This window comes from Amycolatopsis sp. NBC_01488, assembly GCF_036227105.1.
In the GTDB taxonomy this organism is placed as follows: domain Bacteria; phylum Actinomycetota; class Actinomycetes; order Mycobacteriales; family Pseudonocardiaceae; genus Amycolatopsis.
In genome coordinates this window covers 7,461,663-7,484,158 of record NZ_CP109434.1, presented here as the reverse complement: position 1 = coordinate 7,484,158, position 22,496 = coordinate 7,461,663, and the positions used below count along the sequence as shown (strand labels likewise).

Sequence of the window (22,496 nt, the reverse complement as noted above, 5' to 3'; positions counted from 1 at the left end):
TCACGGCTGACTTCAAGTTCACAGCTGTCGTCCGGCTTCGAGCCCGGAACAAACCCGCTCGGACGACCACCGGTCACGCCGCGTGCGAACTGTCGGGGGGATGTGAAACCCTGACCACGTGGCCAGTAGCCCTGCTCCCTCCCCGGCCGAGGCCTATGCGGCCGCCAAGCGCCGGGGAAAGTACCCCCAGCTCACCCGCTTCGCCGCGGAAGCCTCCTTCGAGTTCGACGAGTTCCAGATCCGCGGGTGCGAGGCCCTCGAGGGCGGTCACGGCATGCTCGTCTGCGCGCCGACCGGGGCGGGGAAGACCGTCGTCGGCGAGTTCGCCGTGCACCTCGCGCTGGCCGAGGGGCGCAAGTGCTTCTACACGACGCCGATCAAGGCGCTGTCGAACCAGAAGTACGGCGACCTCGTCGCGCGGTACGGCCAGGACGCCGTCGGCCTGCTCACCGGGGACACCTCGATCAACGGCAACGCGCAGGTCGTCGTGATGACCACCGAGGTGCTGCGCAACATGCTCTACGCCGGTTCGTCCACCATCACCGACCTCGGCTACGTGGTCATGGACGAGGTCCACTACCTCGCCGACCGGTTCCGCGGGGCGGTCTGGGAAGAGGTGATCCTGCACCTGCCCGAGCACGTCCGCGTGGTCGGGCTGTCGGCCACCGTCAGCAACGCCGAGGAGTTCGGCGAGTGGCTGGTCGAGGTCCGGGGCGACACGACCGTCGTCGTCGACGAGCACCGGCCGGTGCCGCTGTGGCAGCACATGCTCGTCGGGAACCGGCTGCTGGACCTGTTCGCCGGCGAGGACGTCCACGCGCCCGGGGCCGAGCTGCGGATCAACCCGACCCTGCTGCGCCGGACCGAGGAGATCGGCCGCCAGTACGCGCCCGCCGGGTTCCGCGGGCCGCGCGGGCGCCGGGGTGCGCCGTCGCGGATGCCGCGGTTCCGGCCGCCGTCGCGGGTGGACGTCGTGGAGCAGCTGGACCGGGCCGGCCTGCTGCCGGCGATCGTGTTCATCTTCTCCCGGGCGGGGTGTGACGCCGCGGTGGCCCAGTGCGTGCGGTCGGGGCTGCGGCTCAACGGGCCGGACGAGGTCGAGGAGATCCGCCAGGTCATCGAGGAGCGCACGGCGGACCTGCCCGAGGGTGACCTGGGCGTGCTCGGCTACTGGGAGTGGCGGGAGGCCCTCGAGCGCGGGATCGCCGGGCACCACGCCGGGTTGCTGCCGGCGTTCAAGGAGACCGTCGAGGAGCTGTTCGTCCGCGGCCTGGTGAAGGTCGTGTTCGCGACCGAGACGCTCGCGCTGGGGATCAACATGCCGGCGCGCACGGTCGTGCTGGAACGGCTGGTCAAGTACAACGGCGAGGCGCACGTCGACCTGACGCCGGGGGAGTACACGCAGCTCACCGGCCGGGCAGGGCGGCGGGGGATCGACGTCGAGGGGCACGCCGTCGTCGCGTGGCAGCCGGGGGTCGACCCGAAGCAGGTCGCCGGGCTGGCCTCGACGCGGACCTATCCGCTGCGGTCGTCGTTCCGGCCCGGCTACAACATGGCGGTCAACCTGGTCGCCCAGGTCGGCGCGGCGGAGGCCCGTGAGCTGCTGGAACAGTCGTTCGCGCAGTTCCAGGCCGACCGGTCGGTGGTCGGGACGGCCCGGCGGATCGAGCGGAACGAGGAGGCCCTGAAGGGCTACGCGTCCGCGGTGACCGGGGACTTCGACGAGATGCTCGAGTACGTGGAGCTGCGCGCGAAGATCTCGGCGCGGGAGAAGGCGTTGTCGCGGCAGAACACCGCGGTGCGCCGCGCGGGGACGGCGGAGTCGCTGGAGAAGCTGCGCAAGGGGGACGTCATCGCGGTGCCGGCGGGCCGGCGGGCGGGGCTGGCCGTGGTCGTCGACCCGGGGCTGGACCCGATCCGCGAACCGCGGCCGGTCGTGGTGACCGAGGACCGGTGGTCGGGGCCGTTGTCGGTGGCGGACTTCCCGGCGCCGGTCGAGGCGCTGGGGCGGATCAAGCTGCCCAAGCACATCGAGCTGCGGTCGCCGAAGACGCGCCGGGACATCGCGTCGACGCTGCGCAGTGCCGGGATTTCCTTGCCGGGCAGGCAGAAGCGGCAGTCGGGGGCGAACGAGGACGGTGAGCTGGCGGCGCTGCGGCGGGCCCTGCGGGCGCACCCGTGCCACGGGCTGGCCGAGCGCGAGGCGAACCTGCGCTGGGTCGAGCGGTACGAACGGCTGTCGACGGAGACCCAGCAGCTGGAGCGGAAGGTCGCGGCGACCACGCACTCGCTGGCGCGGGCGTTCGACCGGATCCTGGCGCTGCTCGGCGAGCGCGGCTATCTGGGGCCCGAGTCCGCGGGCGACGGCGAGGACCGCGTCACCGAGCACGGCCGGCGCCTGACCCGGCTCTACAGCGAGTCGGACCTGCTGGCCGCGGAGTGCATCCGGCACGACGTGTGGCGCGGGCTGGGGCCGGCCGAGCTGGCCGCGGTCGTGTCGACGCTGGTCTTCGAAGCTCGTCGTGACACCGCGGGCGAGCCGCGGCTGCCGGGTGGGGCGGTGCCCGAGGCGTGGCAGGAGACGGTGAAGCTGTGGGTGGACCTCACCGAGGACGAGCGGCGGCACCGGCTCGACCGCACCCGGGAGCCCGACGCGGGGTTCGCGTGGCCGGTCTACCGCTGGGCGCGCGGCGAGTCGCTGGAGAAGGTGCTCACGGCGGCGGAGGCCAACGGGCAGGAGCTGTCGGCGGGGGACTTCGTGCGCTGGTCGCGTCAGGTGATCGACCTGCTCGACCAGATCCGCGACGTGCTCGGCAAGGGCGATCCGGTGGGGGCGGCGGCGGCCCAGGCGGTGAAGGCGCTGCGGCGGGGTGTCGTCGCGGCGGGCGCCGCGTGAACTCCGTGTTGCTGATCCGGCCCGAAGCAGAGGTCGGATCAGTAACGAACAGCACAGTAGGCCTGCTCGCCGGTGGGGCGACGGAGCGCGTGGACACGTGTGCTCGGCTCCGACCTGTGGTTGGATCGCCTGCAAGACCGTGCGTACGCGGCTTTACGGCGGTTTCGGGGTGGACAGCGAGATGAGCGAAGCAGGCGGAGGCAGACGATGAGCACGCCGTATGGCGGCAACGACCCACAGCAGCCCCAGTACGGGCAGCAGCCGGGCGGCGCGTACCCGCCGAGCGGCCCGCAGGAGCAGCCCGGGTGGGGGCAGCAGCCGCCTTCGTACGACCCGAACCAGCAACAGCCGAACCAGCACCAGCAGTGGGGCCAGCCGCAGCAGCCCCAGCAGCCGCAGCAGTGGGGGCAGCAGCCCGGGGGGTACACGCCGCCGCAGCAGCCGCAGTGGGGCCAGCAGCCGCCGCCCTACGGCCAGCAGCAGCCCGGTGGTGGCTACCCGCAGAGCGGTCCGCAGGCCCAGCCGGGCTACGGGCAGCAGCCAGGCGGGGCGTACCCGCAGAGCGGGCCCCAGCAGCAGCCGCAGTACGGCCAGCAGCCGCCGCAGGGCCAGTACGACTACGGCCAGCAGGGCCAGCAGCAGTTCCCCGGCCAGGGCGCGCCCGAGGGCGAGAAGCCGGCGAAGTCGAAGAAGGGCCTGCTGATCGGCATCGTGGTGCTGGTCGTGGTCGTCGCCGTGGTCGGCGTCCTCGGTTTCGTGGCGCCCGGGTTCTTCAAGACGCAGGTCTTCAACAACACGCAGATGCAGACCGACGTGCAGAAGCTGCTGACCGAGACGTACAAGATCGACGGCGTCACCGGCGTGACCTGTCCGGCCGAGCAGAAGGTCCAGGACGGCGCGAAGTTCGACTGCACCGCGACCATCGCGGGCAAGCCGGTGCAGATCCCGATCACCGTGAAGGGTGACGGCGGGAACTACGAGGTCTCCCCGCCCGCCACGAAGTAGCTCGTGCCCGAGGTCCGGTCGCCGCGAATTGCGGTGGCCGGACCTCGTCGTTTCCGGAGATGATCCGGGGATGAGCGATTTCGGGATCCGGATCCTGCGTGACGACGAGCTGCGCGGGGCGAGTGACCTCTTCCGCGCGAGCCTGCACGTGCCGCCGAGCGACGACGCCGACTGGGAGCGCGCGGCCCGGGCGTACCAGCCGGGCGGCACGATCGGGGCGTTCGACCCGGACCTGATCGGCACGGCGCGCTCGTTCGACGCGGAGCTGACCGTTCCCGGCGGCGCGCGGCTGCAGATGGCCGGGGTCACCGGGGTCGGGGTCCGCGCCGACCGGACGCGCCGGGGCGTCCTGCGCGCGCTGATGACGGCCCAGCTGACGGACTTCGCCGCGCGCGACGTCGTGTTCGCGAACCTGCTCGCCTCCGAAGCGCCGATCTACGGCCGGTTCGGCTACGGCCTCGCGACGCGGTACCGCTCCTACAGCGTCGACCGGCATCGGGCGCGGTTGCACCCGGGCGCACCGGCGACCGGGGAGATCCAGCTGCTCGAGCTGGACGAGGCCCTGAAGGTTTGTCCCGGCGTCTACGAGCGGCTGGTGCGGCGGCCCGGGATGATGTCCCGGCCCGAGGTGCTGTGGCGGCTCTACGAAAACCACGCCCGCCGCGCCACCCAGCCGGTCCGGGCGATCGTGCACCACGGTCCCGACGGGCCGGACGGGTTCGCGACCTACTTCGTCGACGGCCTGCAGGCGCACCCGTGGACGAAGAACCTGCAGCTGGTGGACATGTTCGCCGGAACGTCGGCCGCGTTCGCCGGGCTGTGGCGGTTCCTGCTGGGCGTCGACCTGGTCGACCGGATCGTGGCGGAGGCCCGGCCGCTCGACGAGCCGATCGAACTGCTCCTCGACGACCACCGCCGCAGCACCGTCGACCGGATCGGCGACGAGCACTGGGTCCGGCTCGTCGACGTCCCGAAAGCATTGGCGGCACGCGAATACGGCCACGCCGAGCCGGTCGTCGTCGAGGTGGCCGATCCGCTGCTGCCCGCCAACGGCGGCGCGTACCGGATCACGCCGGACGGCGCCGAGCGCACCGGCGAGCCCGCGGCGCTGCGGCTCGACGTCACCACCCTCGCGATGGCCTACCTCGGGACGTGGCGGCCCTCCGCGCTGGCCGGTGCGGGCCGGATCGAGGTCCGTGACCCGGCCGCTGTGGTGGCCGCCGACGTGCTCTTCGGGACGCGGGTGGCGGCGTGGAGCGGCACCCACTACTGAGCCGCGGAGAGAAAACGGGATGCCGCGGCCGGGGCCGGGCGGCAGGATCGGCGCCATGACCGACTTCGACGTCCGCCCCGTGACCGACGACGAGCGCCGCGCCACGTTCGACCTGCTGGGCCGTGCGCTGCACAGCAACCGGGTCAGCGACGACTTCTGGGCCCGGTACGGCGTTTCCTGGCCGGCGGCGCACAAGTTCGGCGCGTTCGACGGCGGCGTCCCGATCGGGATCACCAGCTCCTTCGACACCGAGATCGCGGTGCCCGGCGGCGCCGTCCTGCCGCTCGGGGCGGTCGACGGCGTCGGGGTCCGCGCCGACCGCACCCGGCGCGGGGTGCTCACCGCGATGATGGCGGCGCAGCTGGCGGACTTCGCCGCGCGCGGGATCACGCTGGCCGCCCTGCACGCCAGCGAACCCACCATCTACGGCCGGTTCGGCTACGGCTCGGCGGCACTGGGCAAGACCGTGTGGCTGTCCCGGCCCGCGGCCCGGCTCCACGAGCGCGTGCCGGCCGGCGGGGACGTCCGGATGCTCACGCCGCAGGAGGCCGTGCAGGAGATTCCCGGGCTGTACCGGCGGATCGGGCCGTACCGGGCGGGCATGATCGGCCGCCCGGAGCTGTGGTGGCCGGTCGCGCACGACCGCCAGGCCGGCCCGGACGGCAGCCACGTCGTGGCCGTCCACAGTGGACCCGACGGGGACGACGGGTTCGTCGTGTACGACACGATCGACCACCGGACCCCCGAATCGCCGGACGAGGGCGCCGTGCTGAAGGTGCGTGACCTGCACGCCGCCGACGCGGTCGCGCGGGCCGCGCTGTGGCGGTTCCTGCTGTCGGTCGACCTCGTCTCGGTGGTCCGCGCGCGCTACCGCCCGGTCGACGAGCCACTGGCCGCGATGCTGACCGACCACCGGCACGCCCGCACCACCGCCGTCGAGGACGACCTGTGGCTGCGGCCGGTCGACGTCGCCGCCGCGCTGGCCGCCCGCACCTACCGGCCGGCCGAGCCGGTGGTGCTCGCGGTGGCCGACCGGATGCTGCCCGCCAACACCGGGCACTACGAAGTCGGCCCCGGCGGCGCCCGCCGCACGGACGCCGCCGCGGACCTGGCCCTCGACGTCGACACCCTCGGCATGCTCTACCTCGGGCAGTGGAGCGCGACCGCGCTGGCCGAAGCCGGGCGGATCGCCGCGCACGACCCGGCCGCGCTCGGCCGGGCGGACGAGCTGTTCACCACGATCGCCGCACCGTGGTGCGGCACGCTCTTCTAGGCGCCGGGCAGCGCCTTGAGCAGCCGTTCGACCGAGTTGCCGAGGTTCCAGCGTTCGGCCAGCTCGGCCACGCGGTCCGGGTCGGCGGGCGCCGTGGGGACGGTGTCCGGGCGGGACTGCTCGACCGGCGCGTCGACGGCCACCCGGACCACGGTCGGCGCGACGGCGAGGTAGCCGGCGGCGTCGGCCAGGCGCAGCCGGGTCTTGAGCGGCACGCGGGGATCGCTCGCGGCCGACGCCGCCAGCAGCGCGTCGAGCGAGCCGAACTGCGTGATCAGCTTGGCCGCGGTCTTTTCGCCGATCCCGGCGACGCCGGGCAGCCCGTCGGAGGGGTCGCCGCGCATCATCGACATGTCCGCGTACGCCGGTCCGGCGGTCTCGCGGGGGAGGCCGTAGCGCTCGGCGATCTCGGCCGGCCCGAGCACCTCGGCCTTGGCCCAGCCCTTGCCGACGTAGATCACCGACGCGGGGGAGGGCTCGCCGCGCACCAGCTGGAACAGGTCCCGGTCGCCGGTGATGACCTCGACGGGGATCTCCTTCTCGCGGGTGGCCAGCGCGCCGATGACGTCGTCCGCCTCGTAGCCCGCCGCTTCCGCGGTGGCGAACCCGAACGCCTCCAGCAGGTCCAGGATGATCGGGACCTGCGGGGTGAGCGTGTCGGGCACCTCTTCGACGTCGGGGTCGCTGCCGCCGGTCTCCTCGGCCACCCGGTGCGCCTTGTAGCTGGGCAGCAGGTCGGTGCGGAACTTCGGCCGCCAGTCGGCGTCGAGGCAGCACACCAGGCGCGAGGGGTGCCGGTCGGTGAGGATCCGCGCGATCGTGTCGGCGAACCCGCGCACGGCGTTGACCTGCGTCCCGTCGGCGGCGCGCATCGAGTCGGGCAGGGCGAAGAAGGAACGGAAGTACAGGCTCGCGGAGTCGAGCAGGGCAAGGGGTCCGGTCACCCGCCCAGCCTGCCACGCCCGGCGGCCGCGAGGGCCGCGCGACGCACCAGCGGCAGGCGACGGCGGGGTGCCGTCGGCCGCGGCGCTCGCCAGTGGGGAGCTGCCCGCACCTCGACGGCCTGGCGCGAGGAGAGGGCCCGGCGCTCCGCCAGTCAGGAGCGAGTCATAGGCCTTGGGGATCGATCCTGGCGTTCGCCGGCCGAGCGCGAGCACGGACAGTGACTCGGCGAGGCGCGAGGTGTGGGTCCGGGGAGCGGCCCCAGCGGTTTGCCGGGGTGGGCGCGAGTCGCGAGCCCGCGGGGGCGATCCCGTCGCTTCGCTCGCCGAGCGCGAGTCATGGGGAGCGACCTCGGCGGCTGGGCAGTCCGGCCGCGGTTCGCCGGGAGAGCCGCGGCCGGTATGGCACGCCGTGGTCTCGTCGCGGACCGCGCGAGGAGCGGCCGCCGGCAGCGCCGTGGTCCAGCCCCGGGCGCCGCCGGGGGAGCCGCGTCACCCGGCCCGGCATGTCGCGGGCCCGGGCGGGCGGCGCACCCGGGCCGCCCTACTAGGCTCGGCTCCATGTCGCGCCGATCCCTCCACACGCCCGCCCCCGACGCCGCCGCCCTGCGCGCCCGGCTGGACCGCGCCCGCTCCGCCGCGGCCGCCGCGGACACCGACGCCCTGCTGATCGCGCCCGGCTCCGACCTGCGCTACCTGATCGGGCAGGCCGGTGGCTCGTTCGAGCGCCTCACCACCCTCGTCGTCCCGGCCGACGGCACGCCCGCGCTCGTCGTGCCGAAGCTGGAGGCGCCCGGCTACGCCGACGTTCCCACCGACGAACTCGGTGTCGAGCTGCTCACCTGGGTGGACGGCGACGACCCGTACAAGCTGGTCGCGGACCGGCTCGGCAAGCCCGGCCGCGTCGCGGTCAGCGACTTCACCCCGGCCCTGCACGTGCTGGCCCTGCGGACCGCGCTCGGCACGGCCGAGCAGACGCTGGCCGGTCCGGTCGTGCGGGAGCTGCGGATGCGCAAGGACGCCGCGGAGATCGCGTCGCTGCGGGACGCCGGCGCGGCCATCGACCGGGTGCACGCCCGGGTCCACGAGTGGCTGCGGCCCGGCCGCACCGAGGCCGAGGTCGGCGCCGACATCGCCGCGGCCATCGTCGAGGAGGGGCACGTCCGGGCGGACTTCGTCATCGTCGGGTCCGGCCCGAACGGCGCGAGCCCGCACCACGACGTCTCCGACCGCGTCATCGAGCAGGGGGACGTCGTGGTCGTCGACATCGGCGGCCCGCTGCCGGCCGGCTACAACTCCGACTCCACCCGCACGTACGCGGTGGGGGAGCCGCGCGACGCCGACGTGGCCGAGACGTACGCGGTGCTGCAGCGCGCCCAGGCCGCAGCCGTGGCCGCGGTCAAGCCGGGCGTCACGGCCGAGGCGGTCGACGCGGCCGCGCGCGACGTCATCGCCGAGGCCGGGTTCGGTGAGTACTTCATCCACCGCACCGGCCACGGCATCGGGCTGGACGTGCACGAGGAGCCGTACATCATCGCCGGCAACGCGCTGCCGCTGGAGCCGGGCATGGCCTTCAGCGTCGAGCCGGGCATCTACCAGCCGGGCCGGTGGGGTGCCCGGATCGAGGACATCGTCATCGTCACCGAGAACGGCGTCGAGTCCGTCAACAACCAGCCGCACGAGCTCGTCGTGCTGGACGCATGACGCCTGGTGGCCTGGAGCCCCTGGACCAGGCGATCGTCCAGGAGCTCGCGGCCGACGGGCGGCGCAGCTTCACCGACCTCGCCGAGCGCGTCGGGCTGTCGGTGTCGGCGGTGCACCAGCGGGTGCGCCGCCTCGAGCAGCGCGGGGTCATCCTCGGCTACACCGCGCGGCTCGACGGCGCGCAGATCGGCCTGCCCCTGACGGCGCTGATCTCGCTCACGCCGAACGACCCGGCGGCGCCCGACGACTACCCGCAGCGGATCCAGCACATCAAGGAGATCGAGTCGTGCTACTCGGTCGCCGGCGACGAGTCGTACATCCTGCTGGTGCGCGTCCAGTCGCCGCTGGGGCTGGAGGACCTGCTGCGGCGGATCCGCGAGGCCGCGAAGGTGTCGACGAGGACCACGGTGGTGCTCTCTACGCCGTTCGAGGGACGTTCTCCGACGTTCTGACCCCAGTGCCCCGCCCGGCGGCCGGGGCACTGGTACGGTAAAAGGTATGGCAACACGTAAGGTGACTCTTTCGCTCGACAGCGGCGCCCTGGAATTCGCCGAACGCGCAGCGAAAGCCCACGGCATTTCGGTCTCGTCCTGGCTGTCGAAGGCAGCCAGGCGCGAGGCGGTTCGCACCGGGTACACCCCGCAGAAGCCGGAACCGGCCGTCGCGGAGTCCGACGAGGCCGAGCGCAGCGCGGCGGAAAAGGATCTGCGTGCGCAGGGGTGAAGTCTGGACGTACCACCCCCCGACCGAACCGGCCCGACAGCGCACCGTGGTGCTGCTGTCCTCGGACGGGGTGAACGAATCCGAGCGCCCCTGGCTGCTCGGCACCGAACTGCTCGACCGCGACCCCCAGGACATCCTCGGCGTGGCGGTCGACGCCCGGTACTGGGTCTCGACGCTCAACCTGACCCGGCTCTACCGGCCATGGTTCGACGAGCGCATCGCCGAGATCGACCTCGACGTCCAGGAACGCATCGACATCGCCCTGCGAGCAGCCCTCGACCTCTAACTGTATAACGCCCTATACGGCCGGTCGCGATGAGAAATCACGCGGCAAGTAAGCGCATACGTCACCTCCAAAACCGCCCAGGACGGCGGGAGATCAGCGGGCGACGACCTCCGGGGCCGCGTGGAGCTTGCCGTCGGCGCCGGCCAGGCAGGAGGCGTTGCCGTCGCGGGCGGCGATGAACTCCGTGAGGCAGTTCGCGATCGCCGCGTGGCCGGCCGCGTTGGGGTGGAACGATTCCTGCAGCGCGTGACCCGCCCGGTCCGTCTGGCCGAGGTCGGCGAGCTGGAGCGTCAGGCGCGTGAACCACTCCGTCGCCGGGTTCGCGCCGCCGCTGCACGCCTCGTGCTTGACGCCCGCCTTCGCCAGGTCGAGGAACCGGGCGCCGGTCTGCTGGGCAGCCGCCTTCAGGCCGGACGACAGCACGCCGATCCCGGTCTGGGAGATCCACCGCAGGTCTTCGACGCGGAACGGGCAGCCGTTGAGGCTGCGCAGGTCCTCCGGCAGGTCCGGGCCGATCGGGGCGGCGTAGGACTGCAGGATCAGCTGGTAGTCCGCCGGGACGTACCCGGCGGCGGCCAGCACCTTCTTGACGTCGGAGACGGCGGTCGCCACCTTCGGCACCATCGCGTCCACTTTGGACTGCCAGGTCCGCTTCAGTGCCTCGCTGCACGGCGGGCCGCCGGGGTCGAACCACGCCTTGAAGCAGTCGGTGACCTGGTTGGAGAACTTCGGTTCGTCGTTGGCGCCGACCGCGATCACGACGGCGGCCACCCGGTGGTCCTTGACGAGGGTGGCCAGCTGCTGGGCCTGCGAGGGCTCGGTCCACTGCTTGACGTCGCCGAGCGCGACCTGTTCGGCGGGTGCGCCGGAGCAAGCGAGGTTGACGTGGGCGGTGATGCCGGGTGTGGCGATCTTGTCGACGAAGGCGTTGGGGGAGCGGTGGCACCAGTTGCCGCCCTGGCCGTTGGTGGTGGCGGTGTACTGGCCGGCGCCTTCGCCGGAGACGGTGCTGTCGCCCATCGCGACGACGGTGAGCGGGCCGGTGCCCGGTGGGCCCTGCCGCGGCTGCGGTTGCCCGTTCTTGCTTTCGGAGCCGAAGAAGACGAAGAGGCCGGCCAGCAGGGCCACGCACGCGAGGACCAAGGCTCCCCAGTACCACCGAAGACGACGCATCGTCGCCGAGTCTACGGATCGGTGATCGGTCCGGTGTGCGTCACCGGTCACGCCGAGCGGGCGACGGGGTGGTGGGGGACGAGCTCGACCGGGAGCTCGCGGACGCCGAAGATCATCGGTGAGGGGTAGCCGATCTGGACGCCGTCGCGGACGCGGATGTCGGCGAAGCGGTCGAGGAGCCGCTCGAACACGACTCGGCCTTCGAGCCGGGCCAGGGGCGCGCCGAGGCAGAAGTGGACGCCGCCGCCGAAGGCGAGGTTGGCTTCCTTTCGGGGGCGTGGGTCGAATTCGGTGGGGCGGGTGTGGTGGCGGGGGTCGCGGTTGGCGCCGAGGACCCAGGGGGTGACCATCGACTTGGCGGGGATGGTGACGCCGCCGAGGTCGACGTCGGTGGTGCTGATGCGCAGGAGCCGCATGATCGGCGGGCGGTGGCGGGTGACTTCTTCGAGGAGGCTGGGCAGGAGGCTGTGGTCGCGGCGGACCGCGGCGGCGGCGTCGGGGAATTCGTGCAGGGAGAGCACGGTGTTGCCGAGCATCATGGTGGTGGTGATGTGGCCGGCGGCGAGCAGGAGGGATGCGAAGTTGAGGACTTCGTGGTCGGCGAGGCGTTCGCCGTCGACTTCGGCGTGGGCGAGTGCGCTGAAGAGGTCGTCTCCGGGGTCGCGGCGGCGCTGGGCGAGGAGGGCGGCGAGGTAGGTCTCCATGACCTCGGTGAGGGACGTGCCGTCTTCCTGGGGGGCGCCGCCTGCGAGGAGGGCGTCGGCCCAGCCGCGGTAGAGGGTGCGGTCTTCGGGTGGGATGCCGATGAGGTCGCCGATGACCACGACGGGGAGTGCGTAGGCGAGGTCGCGGATGAGGTCGGGGTCGTCGCGCTCGGCCATTTCGGTGATGAGGGTGTCGGTGGCGGTCACGATCCGGGGTTCGAGATCGGCGACGACTTTGGGGGTGAAGGCTTTGCTGACCAGTTTCCGCAGGCGGTGGTGGACCGGCGGGTCGACGGCGGCCATATTGCCGCGGACGGCTTCGGCGGTGTCCGGGAGGAGCAGTCCGGGGTCGGAGGAGAATGTCCGGTGGTCGGTGAAGATGCGGCGGACGTCGGCGTGGCGGAATACGTGCCAGGTGTCGTCGTCGTCCGCGATGACCGGGTGGTTCTCGCGCATTTCGTCGACCCACGCGAACAGCGCGGCTCCGCCGTCTTCCAGGGACGGTGGGCGGACTTCGGGCGAATGCATTCCGCGGCTCCTCAGCTGAAACCCGTTTCCCGGTAAGGAAGAAATCGCTCGTTGGCTTTGCACAGGTTATGGACGTTGCCGGTTGGCCGTCAACGAGAAAAGGTGATCACGATCGACGACGAAAGGGGCTTGTCGATCAACTTTGGGTGTGAATGCGGCAACCCCGGTGATTCCGGGCGCGCTATCCGGCTTCGGTCAGGTCGGTGGTCGCCGCGAGTTCGGCGGCGACGTCGGCGATCACCGGGACGGCCGGGTTGTCGTGGCCGGGTACCCACACCAGCTCGGTGCGGGCGACGTCGTCTTCGAGTGGCACGAACGCCACGCCGCTGCGCCGCAGGCTGTGCGAGGAGCGGGTCAGACGGGTCACGCCGACGCCGGCGGCGACGAGTCCGAGGAGGCCTTGCACGGTGGCGGCCCGCTGGACGACGCGGGGGCTGAAGCCGGCGGCGGCGAAGTCGGCGTCGTAGCGGCGGTGCCAGGGTGCCCAGCTGCCGCGCGGGGTGAGCACCCAGGGTTCGCCGGCCAGGTCGGCGAGCTTCAGGGAGGTACGGGTGGCGAGCGGGTGGTCGGCGGGGAGGACGGCGCAGACCTCCTCGGTCAGCAACGTCCGCGACGCCAGGCCGGGGACGAGTGGCGGGCGGGTGAACGCGAGGTCGAACCGGCCTTCGCGCAGGCCGTCGACGAGTTCGGCGATCGACGCTTCGGCCGTCGTCACGTCGAGGTCGGGGTAGCGCTCGCGGACGGCGCGGACGACCGGGGGCAGCAGGTAGTTCGCCGTGGTGGTGAGGAATGCGAGCCGGACGCTGCCGATCTCGCCGCGGAGGGCCCGGCCGAGTGTCGCGACGGCTTCGTCGGCGCGGGTCAGGACCGCGCGTGCCTCGGGGAGGAAGAGCTTGCCGACGGCGGTGAGGCGGGCGCCGCGTGCGTCGCGGTCGAACAGGCGGGTGCCGAGGGCGCGTTCGAGGACGGTGATCTGCTGGGAGAGGGACTGCTGGGCGATGTGCAGTCCGGCGGCGGCGCGCGTGAAGCTGGTTTCGTCGGCGACGGCGACGAAGTAGCGAAGGTGCCGCAGCTCGGGGGTCACAGGCTTGGACTGTAGCCGTGGCAGGAGATCGGTGTTGGCGGTGGCGTCGTGATCGTCTTCAGGATGGAGGGAGGAAATCCACTGGGAGGAACGCGAAGATGACGAACACCGACGGCCGGGTCTGGCTGATCACCGGGTGCTCGGCCGGGTTCGGCCGGGAGATCGCGCTGGCGGCGCTGGCGGCGGGTGACCGGGTGCTGGCCACCGCGCGGCGGCCGGAGACCCTGGCCGGGTTGCGGGACCGTGGCGGTGACCGGGTCCGGACCGCGGCGCTGGACGTGACTGATGCCGGTCAGGTCGATGCGGCGGTGAAGACCGCGCTCGAGGAGTTCGGGCGGATCGACGTCGTGGTGAACAACGCGGGCAACGGTTCGGTCGGCGCGGTCGAGGAGCTGACGCTGGAGGAGCTGCGTGCGTTGATGGAGGTGATGTTCTTCGGCGCGGTGGCGGTGACGAAGGCGGTGCTGCCGCACCTGCGTGCGCAGGGCAGCGGGACGGTCGTGCAGATCAGCTCGATGGGCGGGCAGTTGTCGATGCCCGGCTTCGGCGCCTACAGCGCGGCGAAGTACGCGCTGGAAGGCCTGTCCGAGGCGCTGGCCGAAGAGGTGCAGCCGTTCGGGGTGAAGGTGCTGATCGTGGAGCCGGGCGCGTTCCGCACCGAGTTCGGCGGCGGCCGGATGCACCGCTCCCGCACGATCGACGCCTATGCGGTGTCGACGGCGGGTACGCGGGAGGCGGTCGAGAACATGGACGGCACCCAGCCCGGCGACCCGGCGAAGGCGGCTGCGGCGATCGTCCGGGCGGTGGGCAGTGCCGACGCGCCGCTGCACCTGGCGCTGGGCGCGGACGCCGTGGCGGCGATCCGCGCCCAGCACGAGGCGCTCGCGGCGGACCTGGCCGCCTGGGAGGAGGTCAGCCGGGCGACCGCGCTGGATTAGGACTGCGGGTCCTGCAGCAGGCCGAGGACGTTGCCGTCGGCGTCGGTGAAGGTCGCGACCAGGCGTCCGTTGCCGACGTCCTTCGGTTCGTCCTTGACCTTCGCGCCCGCCGCGGTGACCTCGGCGAGCTTCGCCGCGATGTCGGCGACCTCCCAGTAGGTGACGGGCGTGGTCATGCCCTGCTGGGCGCCGTTGGGCACCAGGCCGATGTGCTGGCCGCCGGCGTCGTAGCCGACGTAGTAGGGCGCGTCGGCCAGGGGTTCGATGCCGAGCAGCGCGGTGTAGACGGCCTTGGCGGCGGGCAGGTCGGTGACGGGGTGCAGGACGGTCTTGATCCCCTGGGTGCTCATCTTCGGTGCTCCTGGCGTCGTGGTGTGCGGTACGACGATGACGCTATTCGCGCTCCGGTGACCAGGGCTTCTCGATTCCTGATCGGTTAGTCGAGCAGGGCGGTGAGCACGCCGTCGAGGAGGCGGACGCGGCGGTCGGCGATGCGGTGGACTTCGTCGTCGTGGGTGGCGACGATGACCGCGGCGCCTTCTTCCGCGCATCGGCGCAGCAGCCGCAGGACGCGGGGTGTGCTGCCCGCGTCCAGGTGCGCGGTGGGTTCGTCGGTGAGCAGGATCCGGGGCCGTCCGGCGACCGCGCGGGCGAGGGCGACGCGTTGTTGCTGGCCGAAGGAGACTTCGAGGGGGTAGCGGTCGCCGAGTTCGCCGATGCCCAGTTCGTCCAGCAGTTCGGTGACGCGGGCGTGGATCGCGGCGGGCGCGGGGCGGGGGACGTCGGAGCGCAGGCGCAGCGGCAGGGCGACGTTTTCCGCGATGGTCAGTTCGTTGGCCAGGCCGAGTGCCTGCGGTAGCACGGCGCAGGTGTGCCACGGCGGGGCGCCGGTGATCGGGACGCCGTCGAGCAGTACGCAGCCGGAGTCGGGGGAGTCGAACCCGCACAGCAGGGCCAGCAGGGCGCTTTTCCCGGAGCCGGAGCGGCCCGAGACGGTGACGAGCTCGCCGGCGCCGACGCGTAGTTCGAGTCCGCGCAGCACTTCGATGTCGCCGCTGGGGTGGGCGAAGCTGCGGCGCAGGCCCACGGCTTCCACGATCGTCACGGCTGTGGCTCCCGTTCTTCGACGCCTTCGAGCGCGCCCTTGTGCAGGCGGGCCACGCGCGAGCCGAGGTCGATGAGGCGTTCGTCGTGGGAGGCGACCAGGACCGCGAAGTCCTGGTCCACCAGGTAGTGCAGCGTGTCGAGCACGAGGTCGGCCGAAGCTTCGTCGAGCTGGGACGTCGGTTCGTCGGCGAGGATGACCGTGGAGCGGGCGGCCAGCACGCACCCGAACGCGAGGCGTTGCTGCTGGCCGCCGGAGAGCGCGGAGATCTTCCAGTCGCCGGTGCCGTGCAGGCCGAGCTGTCCGAGGATGTCGTCGGGGCGGCAGTCGGTTCCGGCGGCTTCGGCGGCGGCGCGCAGGTTTTCGGCGACCGTGAGGTAGCCGAGGAGGTTGTCGGAGGGGTTCTGGAAGACCAGTCCGAGGTGGTGGCGGCGCAGGGCGCGGCGTTCGCGGTGCTTGAGCTTGCGGACGTCGGCGCCCTGGAAGGTGAGTGTGCCGCGGGCGGGCTGTTCGAACAGGCCCAGGACGCGCAGGAGGGTCGACTTCCCGGAACCGGACGGCCCGGCGAACACGGTCATGCCGCGCGCGGGCACGTCGAAGCTGACGTCGTCGACGCCGGTGACGACGCCGGCCGGGGTCGGGTAGTCGACGCCGATGCCGCGCAGGGAGAAGATCGGTTTGTCAGGCACGGATCAGCTCCGCGGTCCGGGCGGTGCGCACCGAGCGCATCGCGATCCAGCCGGCGAGGGCGACCACGAGCACGCCGACGACCAGCACGGTCAGCACGAACGGCAGGGGGTCGGGCAGTTCGGAGCGTGGCGCGAGGAACGTCGCCGGGTCGAACCGGGGCACCGAGAGCCCGGCGACGGAGATCCCGCACACCACGCCGACGACGATCGCCAGGCCGCTGAGCGCGCCGAGTTCCATCAGGTGACTGGCGAGCAGCGTGCGTGGCCGCATTCCCATCCGCAGCACCAGCGCGCCGGCGAGGGCGTTCTGGCGTCGCCGGACCTCGACGGCGACGAGCAGCGCGAGGATCGCCACGACGCCGAGGACCGCGCCGAGCAGTGCGACGAAGGAGAACGTCCAGGACACGACGAAGAACGGCAGGCTGTCCAACGCGGTTTCGCGGCTGGTCCGGTTCGGGATGAACACGCCCGCGGCGCGCAACGCGGCGGTCGCGTCGGCCATCGGCGCGCCGGTCAGGACGCTCCACTGGGGGATCCGGTCGAGCTGGCCGTGGTCGAGGGCGGTGCGGGAGACGACGTAGCCGGGGGAGGTGCCGATCATCGGGAACACCGGCAGGTCGGCGACGGTGACGGCGTCGCGCAGGCCGGCCGGCAGCTGCGCGCTCTGCTTCGCGGTGTGGCCGATGCGGATGACCGGCGTGCCGCGCGGGTCGGGCTGGGAGATCCGCCGGAGCAGGCCGGTGAGGTCGTCGGCCGGGACGTCGCCGACGGCGGCGCCCCGGGTGAACGTGGCGGGGTCGACGACCAGCACGACGCTGCCGGTGCCGGTCAGCTCGCCGACGACGGTGCTGTTCCGCGCGAGCGCGGCGGGCATGGCGACGGTGCCCATGCCGATCGGGCTGTCGGTGTCGAGGCGGGCGTTGCCGCCGACGAAGATCGCCGACTTCGTGTCGAGCGCGGTCTCCTGGCCGTTGGCGATGCCGATGCCGGTGGCCAGCGTGCCGATGGCGAGGGTGCCGATGACCAGCACGCCGGTGACCGGGGCGCGGGCGCCGGCCAGCCGCCGGATGGCCAGCTGCAGCGCCGGGCGCGACCAGAGCCGGGCCCGGTGGGAGGCGTGCAGGGCCAGCCACGCCAGCCGCGCGGTCAGCAGCCCGACGGTGAGCACGACGAACACCGGGTAGGTCAGGGCCAGCGGATCGACCTGCGGTAATGGATTTCCGAGGCGGGAGCCGGTGCTGTAGTGGGCCAGGCGGGTCCAGCCGAGCCACGCCATGCCCGCTGTCGCGAGCTCCCACGGGAAGTAGCCCAGCAGCCGCATCCGGTTGCCCGTGCGGCGCACGCGGCCCAGTTCGAACTCCCGGTGTGCCCGCACGGCGACGACCAGGGCCAGCAGCGCGAGCGACACCACCAGCACGCCCGCCGCGACGAGTCCGGCCTGCAGCTCCGCGTCCGGGTCGGGTGCGCCGGCCGGGCCGTAGACGCCGAGCAGCAGCCGGGCCGCGGCCGCGCCGAGGGCGCCGCCGAGCAGGATCGGCAGGCCCAGTTCGGCGACGGCGAGGCCGCCGAGGGCGCCCGGGCCGCTGCCGCGGGCCGAGAGCAGCCGCAGCTGCGCGTGCCGGCGCTGGTACCACTGCAGGGCGACGGTGCCGAGGCCGGCGCAGCCGACCAGGACGCTGATCAGCGCGAGCGGCAGGATCGAGACGAACACGTTGTCCTGGGCCTGGCGGCCGATCTGCACCGAGCGTTCGAACGTCGGGACGTCGGCGGCGACCAGGGTCCCGAGGCCTTGGGCGGTGAGGTCGGCGCGGACGTCGGCGACGAGGTCGCGGGAGCGCTGCAGCAGGTCCTCGGCGGCACTGAGGGTGGTCGGTGCCGGTTCGTAGAACGAGATGTGGAAGTACTGCATCGTCGGCAGGCCGATCGCCTTGACCGTGTTGTCGAAGGTCGTGCGGTCGGTGGCGAACACGATCGAGTCGATGGGGTCGTTGGCGAGCCGGTCGACGACGGCGCCGGACTGCTGGGAGCACCACCACCGCGGCGGCGGGTCGAGCAGGTCGCGGTAGATGCCGGTGACCGGCGGCAGCGCGATGCCCTGGATGCTGGGCTTGGTGCCGACGCCGATGTGCTCGGCGTCGGCGACGACGTTGCCCAGCCACAGCCCGGGCGCGCGGGTGCCCTGTTGGAGCGTCAGGTTGTCCAGGCCGGCCTGGCCGCGGTAGCCGAGGCGGATCTTGTAGTGCGGGTCGCCGTTGAACCGGGTTCCGGGGAGCACGTTCGTGTAGGCGCCGACGACCGGCGCGCCGAAGCCGTGCGCGGGGGCGTGCCGCTGGACCGCGCCGGTGACCGCGGGGATGTCCTGGACGGGGATGTTGCCCTTGCCGAACACCGGGCCGTAGCTGTCGGGGCAGGTGATCCCGCTCTGGTAGGCGATCGTGGCGCCGCCGGCCGCGGAGGCCTGCAGGATCGCCGCGGTGCCGAGGAAGCAGGCGAGCAGCGAGGTCACCGCCGCCACGATCAGGGTGAGCGGGCTGGAGAGGGCGGCCTTCGGCGCGGCCCGCCACGGCTTGGTCACTCTGTGTTGTCCAATCGTCCCCCATTTCACCCGCATGGATGCGCACGCTACCGGCAGATCGCAGGAGTTGGCACGGTTTTCTCTCCGATCGTTGCTCACTCGCCGTCATTGGCCGCCGAATCGGGAATGAGCAACGCCTGCCGCCATCCGGCCGGTTTAGTGGTCTAGACCTTGACTCCCGGATTGGTCTGATCCAATCCTGAAGACGTTCCCGCCGTGTTACGCCGCGGCACGGCTTCGCACCGGCTTTGGAGCGCAGATGCGTCGACGCAGACCTTTCTCCCGAATGTCCGTCTTACTGGCCCTGCTGGGGATTTCGGCCGGTTCGCTGGTCGCCGCCGCGGGGACCGCCCAAGCCGCCACGCCGCTGCCCGCGCACGTCTTCGCGCCGTACTTCGAAGCCTGGACCGGCGACAGCCCCGCCGCGCTGGCCCAGCAGTCGGGCGCCAAGCACCTCACCATGGCCTTCATCCAGGCCGCCACCAAGGGCTCCTGCACCGTCTACTGGAACGGCGACAGCGGGATGCCGATCTCCACCGGCGTCTTCGGCTCCGACATCGGCACCATCCGTTCGCGCGGCGGCGACGTCATCCCGTCCTTCGGCGGCTACACGGCCGACAACACCGGCACCGAGATCGCCGACAGCTGCACCACCGTCGACTCCATCGCCGCCGCCTACGAGTCGGTGATCACCACCTACGACGTCCCGCGCCTCGACCTGGACATCGAGGACAACTCGCTCACCAACTCCGCCGGCATCGACCGCCGCAACAAGGCCATCAAGAAGGTCCAGGACTGGGCCGCGTCCTCCGGGCGCCCCCTGCAGATCTCCTACACCCTGCCCACCACGACCCAGGGGCTGGCCGACAGCGGCCTGGCCGTGCTGCGCAACGCCGTGTCCAACGGCACCCGCGTCGACGTGCTCAACATGATGACCTTCGACTACTACGACAACGCCGCGCACGAGATGGCCACCGACACCCAGACCTCCGCCACCGGCCTGGTCGGCCAGCTCGCCGCGCTGTACCCGGGCAAGCCGCAGGCGCAACTGTGGGCGATGGTCGGGATCACCGAGATGATCGGCGTCGACGACTTCGGCCCGGCCGAGACGTTCACCACCGCCGACGCCGCCACCGTCTCCAACTGGGCGGCCTCCAAGGGCATCAACGAGCTGTCGTTCTGGGCGCTGCAGCGCGACAACGGCAGCTGCCCGGGCAGCGGCGCCTCGGACAGCTGCTCCGGCATCGCCCAGGACGCGTGGTTCTTCAGCCACGCCTTCGAACCCTTCACCGGCGGCACCACCGTGCCCGGCAACGACTTCTCGCTCACCGCGAACCCGGCCTCGGCCGCGGTGAACCCGGGCGCGTCGGCCACGGCGACCGTCAGCACCGCCGTCACGTCCGGCTCCGCCCAGCAGGTGACGCTCTCGGTCACCGGCGCGCCCGCCGGCGTCACGGCGTCGGTCAGCCCCGGCTCGGTGACCGCCGGCGGCAGCACCACGCTGTCGGTGAGCACCACGACCGCGGCCGTCCCGGGCAGCTACCCGCTGACCGTGACCGGAACCGGGACCTCCGGCAGCCACAGCGCCACCTTCACCCTCACCGTCAACGGCACCCCGCCCACGGGCAGCGTCGCCAACGGCGGCTTCGAGACCGGCGCACTGAGCCCCTGGAGCGCCCCGGGCGACGCGATCGTCGCCACCCCGGCCCACTCCGGAACCCACGCGCTGCAGGTGGTCCCCACCTCCTCGGCCACCGGTGAGGCGGCGCAGAACGTCACCCTCGCCCCGAACCACGCCTACACGCTCAAGGCGTGGGTGCAGGGCAGCTACGCCTACGTCGGGGTCCGGGGCGGCGCGACCGCCAGCACGTGGACCTCCAGCAGCGGCTGGACGCAGCTGGCGGTGCCGTTCACGACCGGCGCGTCCGGCGCGGTGACGGTGTACGTCCACGGCTGGTACGGCCAAAGTGCCGTCTACGCCGACGACTTCACCCTCGGCTGAACCCGCGGCTGATCCGTTCGGCGGCGGCCCGGTTGCGCAACGCGGAGGTTGGCCGGGCCGCCGTCGGCCGAAAGACTCCGGGGAGATCTTTCCCGCGAGGAGGAACGCGATGCCGCACATCCCGCTCGACCCGCAGCTGCCCGGGATCCGGTCGCTGATGGCCTACCGCCCGGAGACCGCGGCGCCGCTGAACCACCTGGCGCAGACACTCCTGCGCGGGCCCAGCACGCTGACCGTCGGCGAGCGCGAGCTGATCGCGGCGGTCGTGTCGAACGGCAACGAATGCCGCTTCTGCCACGGCAGCCACGCCGCCGCGGCGGCCGAAACCCTCGACGGCGGCCGCGCGGTGGTCGACGCGGCGTGCGCCGGCGTCGACGACGCGCCCGTGTCGGACAAGCTCAAGGCGCTGCTGCGGATCGCGCTCGCGACCCGGGACACCGGCCGCGCCGTCACCGAGGAGCTCGTCGCCGCGGCCCGCGCCGCCGGGGCGACCGACGTCGAACTGCACGACACGGTGCTCATCGCAGCGGCGTTCTGCATGTACAACCGCTACGTCGACGGCCTGGCGACCGTCGCGCCGGAGGATCCCGCGGCCTACGAGATGATGGGGAAGGTGCTGGCCGCCGAGGGCTACGGCCGCTAGGGCACCAGCACGATCCGGCCCGGCCGCGTCCAGGCGTCGCCCGCGTCGAGCAGGGGGACGCGCTCGTAGGCGACGGTGAGCGTCCCGGCGATCGCGTGCCGCACCACCGTGAGGAGCGCTTCGCGGCGGCGGGCGGCGTCGAGTGCGTTGTTGGTGTAGCCGTGGATGTGCAGGGACCGGCTGCGCAGCACGGCCGAGGACACCGGGCACTCGTCACCGGCGGCGCCGCCGAGGTTCACCAGCCGCCCGCCCGGCCGCAGGGCACGCAGTGCCGCCGCGGCCGGGATCCCGGACACCGGGTCGATCACCAGGTCGACGGGAGTGTCGCCGAGGCGGCGGGCCAGCGAATCGACGTCGTCGTCCGCGGCCAGGCGCACGACGCTGTCCGCGCCCAGCCGCCGGGCCCGCGCCAGCGCGACGCCGGATCGCGCGCACGCCACGACGTGCCCCGCGCCGGCGACGCGGGCCAGCTGCACCGCCGACTGCCCGACGACCCCGCCGGCACCGAGCACGAGCACGGTCTCGCCGGGGACGAGGTTTCCCTTCCAGGTCAAGCACATCCACGCGGCCACTGCGGACAGCCCGAGCGCCGCGACGAGCGCGTGGTCCGCTCCCGGCGGCAGGACGACCAGGTCGGCGGGTGCGACGACGGCGTGCTCGGCCATGCTGCCGTCACCGGGCCGCATCCCCGCGGTCGTGGCGAACCAGACGGGCGTCCCGGCCGGCTCGGTCGGCGTCGGGCGCGTCAGCACGCCGACGCCTTGAACACCGGGTACGTACGGCAGCTCCGGCAGGCCGAAGTACGACGTGCCGGACGCGCAGAGCAGGTCCAGCGGCGTGATCGGCGCCGCGGTGACGCTCACCGGGACCTGGTCCGGGCCCGGTTCGGGCAGTGGCCGCTCGGCCACCACCGGGACCTGCCCGGCCGCCCGGATCTCCGCCGCCCGCACCGGC

The 22,496-nt window shown here is 72.7% G+C and carries 20 protein-coding genes; 11 read left to right on the top strand and 9 right to left on the bottom strand.

What is annotated here, in order from left to right; translation table 11 throughout:
• Positions 1 to 118 precede the first annotated feature (118 nt).
• From OG738_RS35220 to OG738_RS35205, 4 genes are all read left to right on the top strand, one after another.
• On the top strand, positions 119 to 2,896 hold the full coding sequence (locus tag OG738_RS35220) for a DEAD/DEAH box helicase (RefSeq protein ID WP_329047475.1): 2,778 nt from the start codon (positions 119 to 121) through the stop codon (positions 2,894 to 2,896).
• A 207-nt stretch (positions 2,897 to 3,103) separates the two neighbouring features.
• The gene (locus OG738_RS35215) at positions 3,104 to 3,901 is read left to right on the top strand and encodes a DUF4333 domain-containing protein (RefSeq protein ID WP_329047474.1); all 798 of its coding nucleotides are present in this window, start codon (positions 3,104 to 3,106) and stop codon (positions 3,899 to 3,901) included.
• 70 nt (positions 3,902 to 3,971) lie between these two features.
• Entirely contained in the window at positions 3,972 to 5,174 is a 1,203-nt protein-coding gene (locus tag OG738_RS35210) for a GNAT family N-acetyltransferase (RefSeq protein ID WP_329047473.1), read from the top strand.
• 55 nt (positions 5,175 to 5,229) lie between these two features.
• On the top strand, positions 5,230 to 6,447 hold the full coding sequence (locus OG738_RS35205) for a GNAT family N-acetyltransferase (protein ID WP_329047472.1): 1,218 nt from the start codon (positions 5,230 to 5,232) through the stop codon (positions 6,445 to 6,447).
• Here the strand turns inward: OG738_RS35205 and OG738_RS35200 are convergent.
• Positions 6,444 to 7,391: a 5'-3' exonuclease gene (locus OG738_RS35200; RefSeq protein WP_329047471.1), complete on the bottom strand. Its 948-nt coding sequence runs from the start codon at positions 7,389 to 7,391 to the stop codon at positions 6,444 to 6,446. The two genes, OG738_RS35205 and OG738_RS35200, sit on opposite strands and share 4 nt — an antisense overlap.
• 558 nt (positions 7,392 to 7,949) lie before the next feature.
• Between OG738_RS35200 and OG738_RS35195 the strand changes: the two genes are divergently transcribed.
• From OG738_RS35195 to OG738_RS35180, 4 genes are read left to right on the top strand one after another with little or no spacing between them, the layout of a single operon-like run.
• Entirely contained in the window at positions 7,950 to 9,092 is a 1,143-nt protein-coding gene (locus tag OG738_RS35195) for a M24 family metallopeptidase (RefSeq protein WP_329047470.1), read from the top strand.
• Positions 9,089 to 9,544, top strand: coding sequence for an Lrp/AsnC family transcriptional regulator (locus OG738_RS35190; RefSeq protein WP_329047469.1), 456 nt, complete (start codon positions 9,089 to 9,091; stop codon positions 9,542 to 9,544). Before OG738_RS35195 ends, OG738_RS35190 begins: the two co-directional genes overlap by 4 nt.
• Positions 9,545 to 9,590: 46 nt before the next feature.
• Positions 9,591 to 9,815: a hypothetical protein gene (locus OG738_RS35185; RefSeq protein WP_206788328.1), complete on the top strand. Its 225-nt coding sequence runs from the start codon at positions 9,591 to 9,593 to the stop codon at positions 9,813 to 9,815.
• Positions 9,802 to 10,101, top strand: coding sequence for a hypothetical protein (locus tag OG738_RS35180; RefSeq protein ID WP_329047467.1), 300 nt, complete (start codon positions 9,802 to 9,804; stop codon positions 10,099 to 10,101). The genes OG738_RS35185 and OG738_RS35180 overlap by 14 nt, the downstream gene beginning before the upstream one ends.
• 93 nt (positions 10,102 to 10,194) lie before the next feature.
• Here the strand turns inward: OG738_RS35180 and OG738_RS35175 are convergent, their stop codons facing one another.
• From OG738_RS35175 to OG738_RS35165, 3 genes are all read right to left on the bottom strand, one after another.
• Positions 10,195 to 11,274 carry a GDSL-type esterase/lipase family protein gene (locus tag OG738_RS35175; protein ID WP_329047466.1) on the bottom strand — a complete coding sequence of 360 codons (1,080 nt, stop codon included), beginning with the start codon at positions 11,272 to 11,274 and terminating at the stop codon, positions 10,195 to 10,197.
• 47 nt (positions 11,275 to 11,321) lie between these two features.
• On the bottom strand, positions 11,322 to 12,506 hold the full coding sequence (locus OG738_RS35170; protein WP_329047465.1) for a cytochrome P450: 1,185 nt from the start codon (positions 12,504 to 12,506) through the stop codon (positions 11,322 to 11,324).
• Positions 12,507 to 12,687: 181 nt separating this feature from the next.
• Complete coding sequence (locus tag OG738_RS35165) at positions 12,688 to 13,590, bottom strand: LysR family transcriptional regulator (protein ID WP_329047464.1); 903 nt, start codon at positions 13,588 to 13,590, stop codon at positions 12,688 to 12,690.
• Positions 13,591 to 13,688: 98 nt separating this feature from the next.
• Between OG738_RS35165 and OG738_RS35160 the strand changes: the two genes are divergently transcribed.
• Positions 13,689 to 14,528, top strand: coding sequence for an oxidoreductase (locus OG738_RS35160; RefSeq protein WP_329047463.1), 840 nt, complete (start codon positions 13,689 to 13,691; stop codon positions 14,526 to 14,528).
• Here OG738_RS35160 and OG738_RS35155 read toward each other — a convergent pair.
• The 4 genes from OG738_RS35155 to OG738_RS35140 all read right to left on the bottom strand — a co-directional run bounded on the left by OG738_RS35155 (position 14,525) and on the right by OG738_RS35140 (position 18,897).
• Complete coding sequence (locus OG738_RS35155) at positions 14,525 to 14,878, bottom strand: VOC family protein (protein WP_329047462.1); 354 nt, start codon at positions 14,876 to 14,878, stop codon at positions 14,525 to 14,527. The two genes, OG738_RS35160 and OG738_RS35155, sit on opposite strands and share 4 nt — an antisense overlap.
• Positions 14,879 to 14,964: 86 nt before the next feature.
• Entirely contained in the window at positions 14,965 to 15,633 is a 669-nt protein-coding gene (locus OG738_RS35150; RefSeq protein ID WP_329047461.1) for an ABC transporter ATP-binding protein, read from the bottom strand.
• A complete protein-coding gene (locus OG738_RS35145; RefSeq protein WP_329047460.1) occupies positions 15,630 to 16,322 on the bottom strand; it encodes an ABC transporter ATP-binding protein in 693 nt (230 codons plus the stop codon). The genes OG738_RS35150 and OG738_RS35145 overlap by 4 nt, the downstream gene beginning before the upstream one ends.
• Positions 16,315 to 18,897, bottom strand: a complete 2,583-nt coding sequence (locus tag OG738_RS35140) for an FtsX-like permease family protein (protein WP_329047459.1) — start codon at positions 18,895 to 18,897, stop codon at positions 16,315 to 16,317. Before OG738_RS35140 ends, OG738_RS35145 begins: the two co-directional genes overlap by 8 nt.
• 286 nt (positions 18,898 to 19,183) lie before the next feature.
• Between OG738_RS35140 and OG738_RS35135 the strand changes: the two genes are divergently transcribed.
• Together OG738_RS35135 and OG738_RS35130 are read left to right on the top strand one after the other, a co-directional pair.
• Complete coding sequence (locus tag OG738_RS35135) at positions 19,184 to 20,899, top strand: glycosyl hydrolase family 18 protein (RefSeq protein ID WP_329047458.1); 1,716 nt, start codon at positions 19,184 to 19,186, stop codon at positions 20,897 to 20,899.
• Positions 20,900 to 21,008: 109 nt separating this feature from the next.
• Complete coding sequence (locus OG738_RS35130; RefSeq protein ID WP_329047457.1) at positions 21,009 to 21,542, top strand: carboxymuconolactone decarboxylase family protein; 534 nt, start codon at positions 21,009 to 21,011, stop codon at positions 21,540 to 21,542.
• Here OG738_RS35130 and OG738_RS35125 read toward each other — a convergent pair.
• A complete protein-coding gene (locus tag OG738_RS35125) occupies positions 21,539 to 22,492 on the bottom strand; it encodes a quinone oxidoreductase family protein (RefSeq protein ID WP_329047456.1) in 954 nt (317 codons plus the stop codon). The genes OG738_RS35130 and OG738_RS35125 overlap by 4 nt on opposite strands.
• Positions 22,493 to 22,496: the final 4 nt, after the last annotated feature.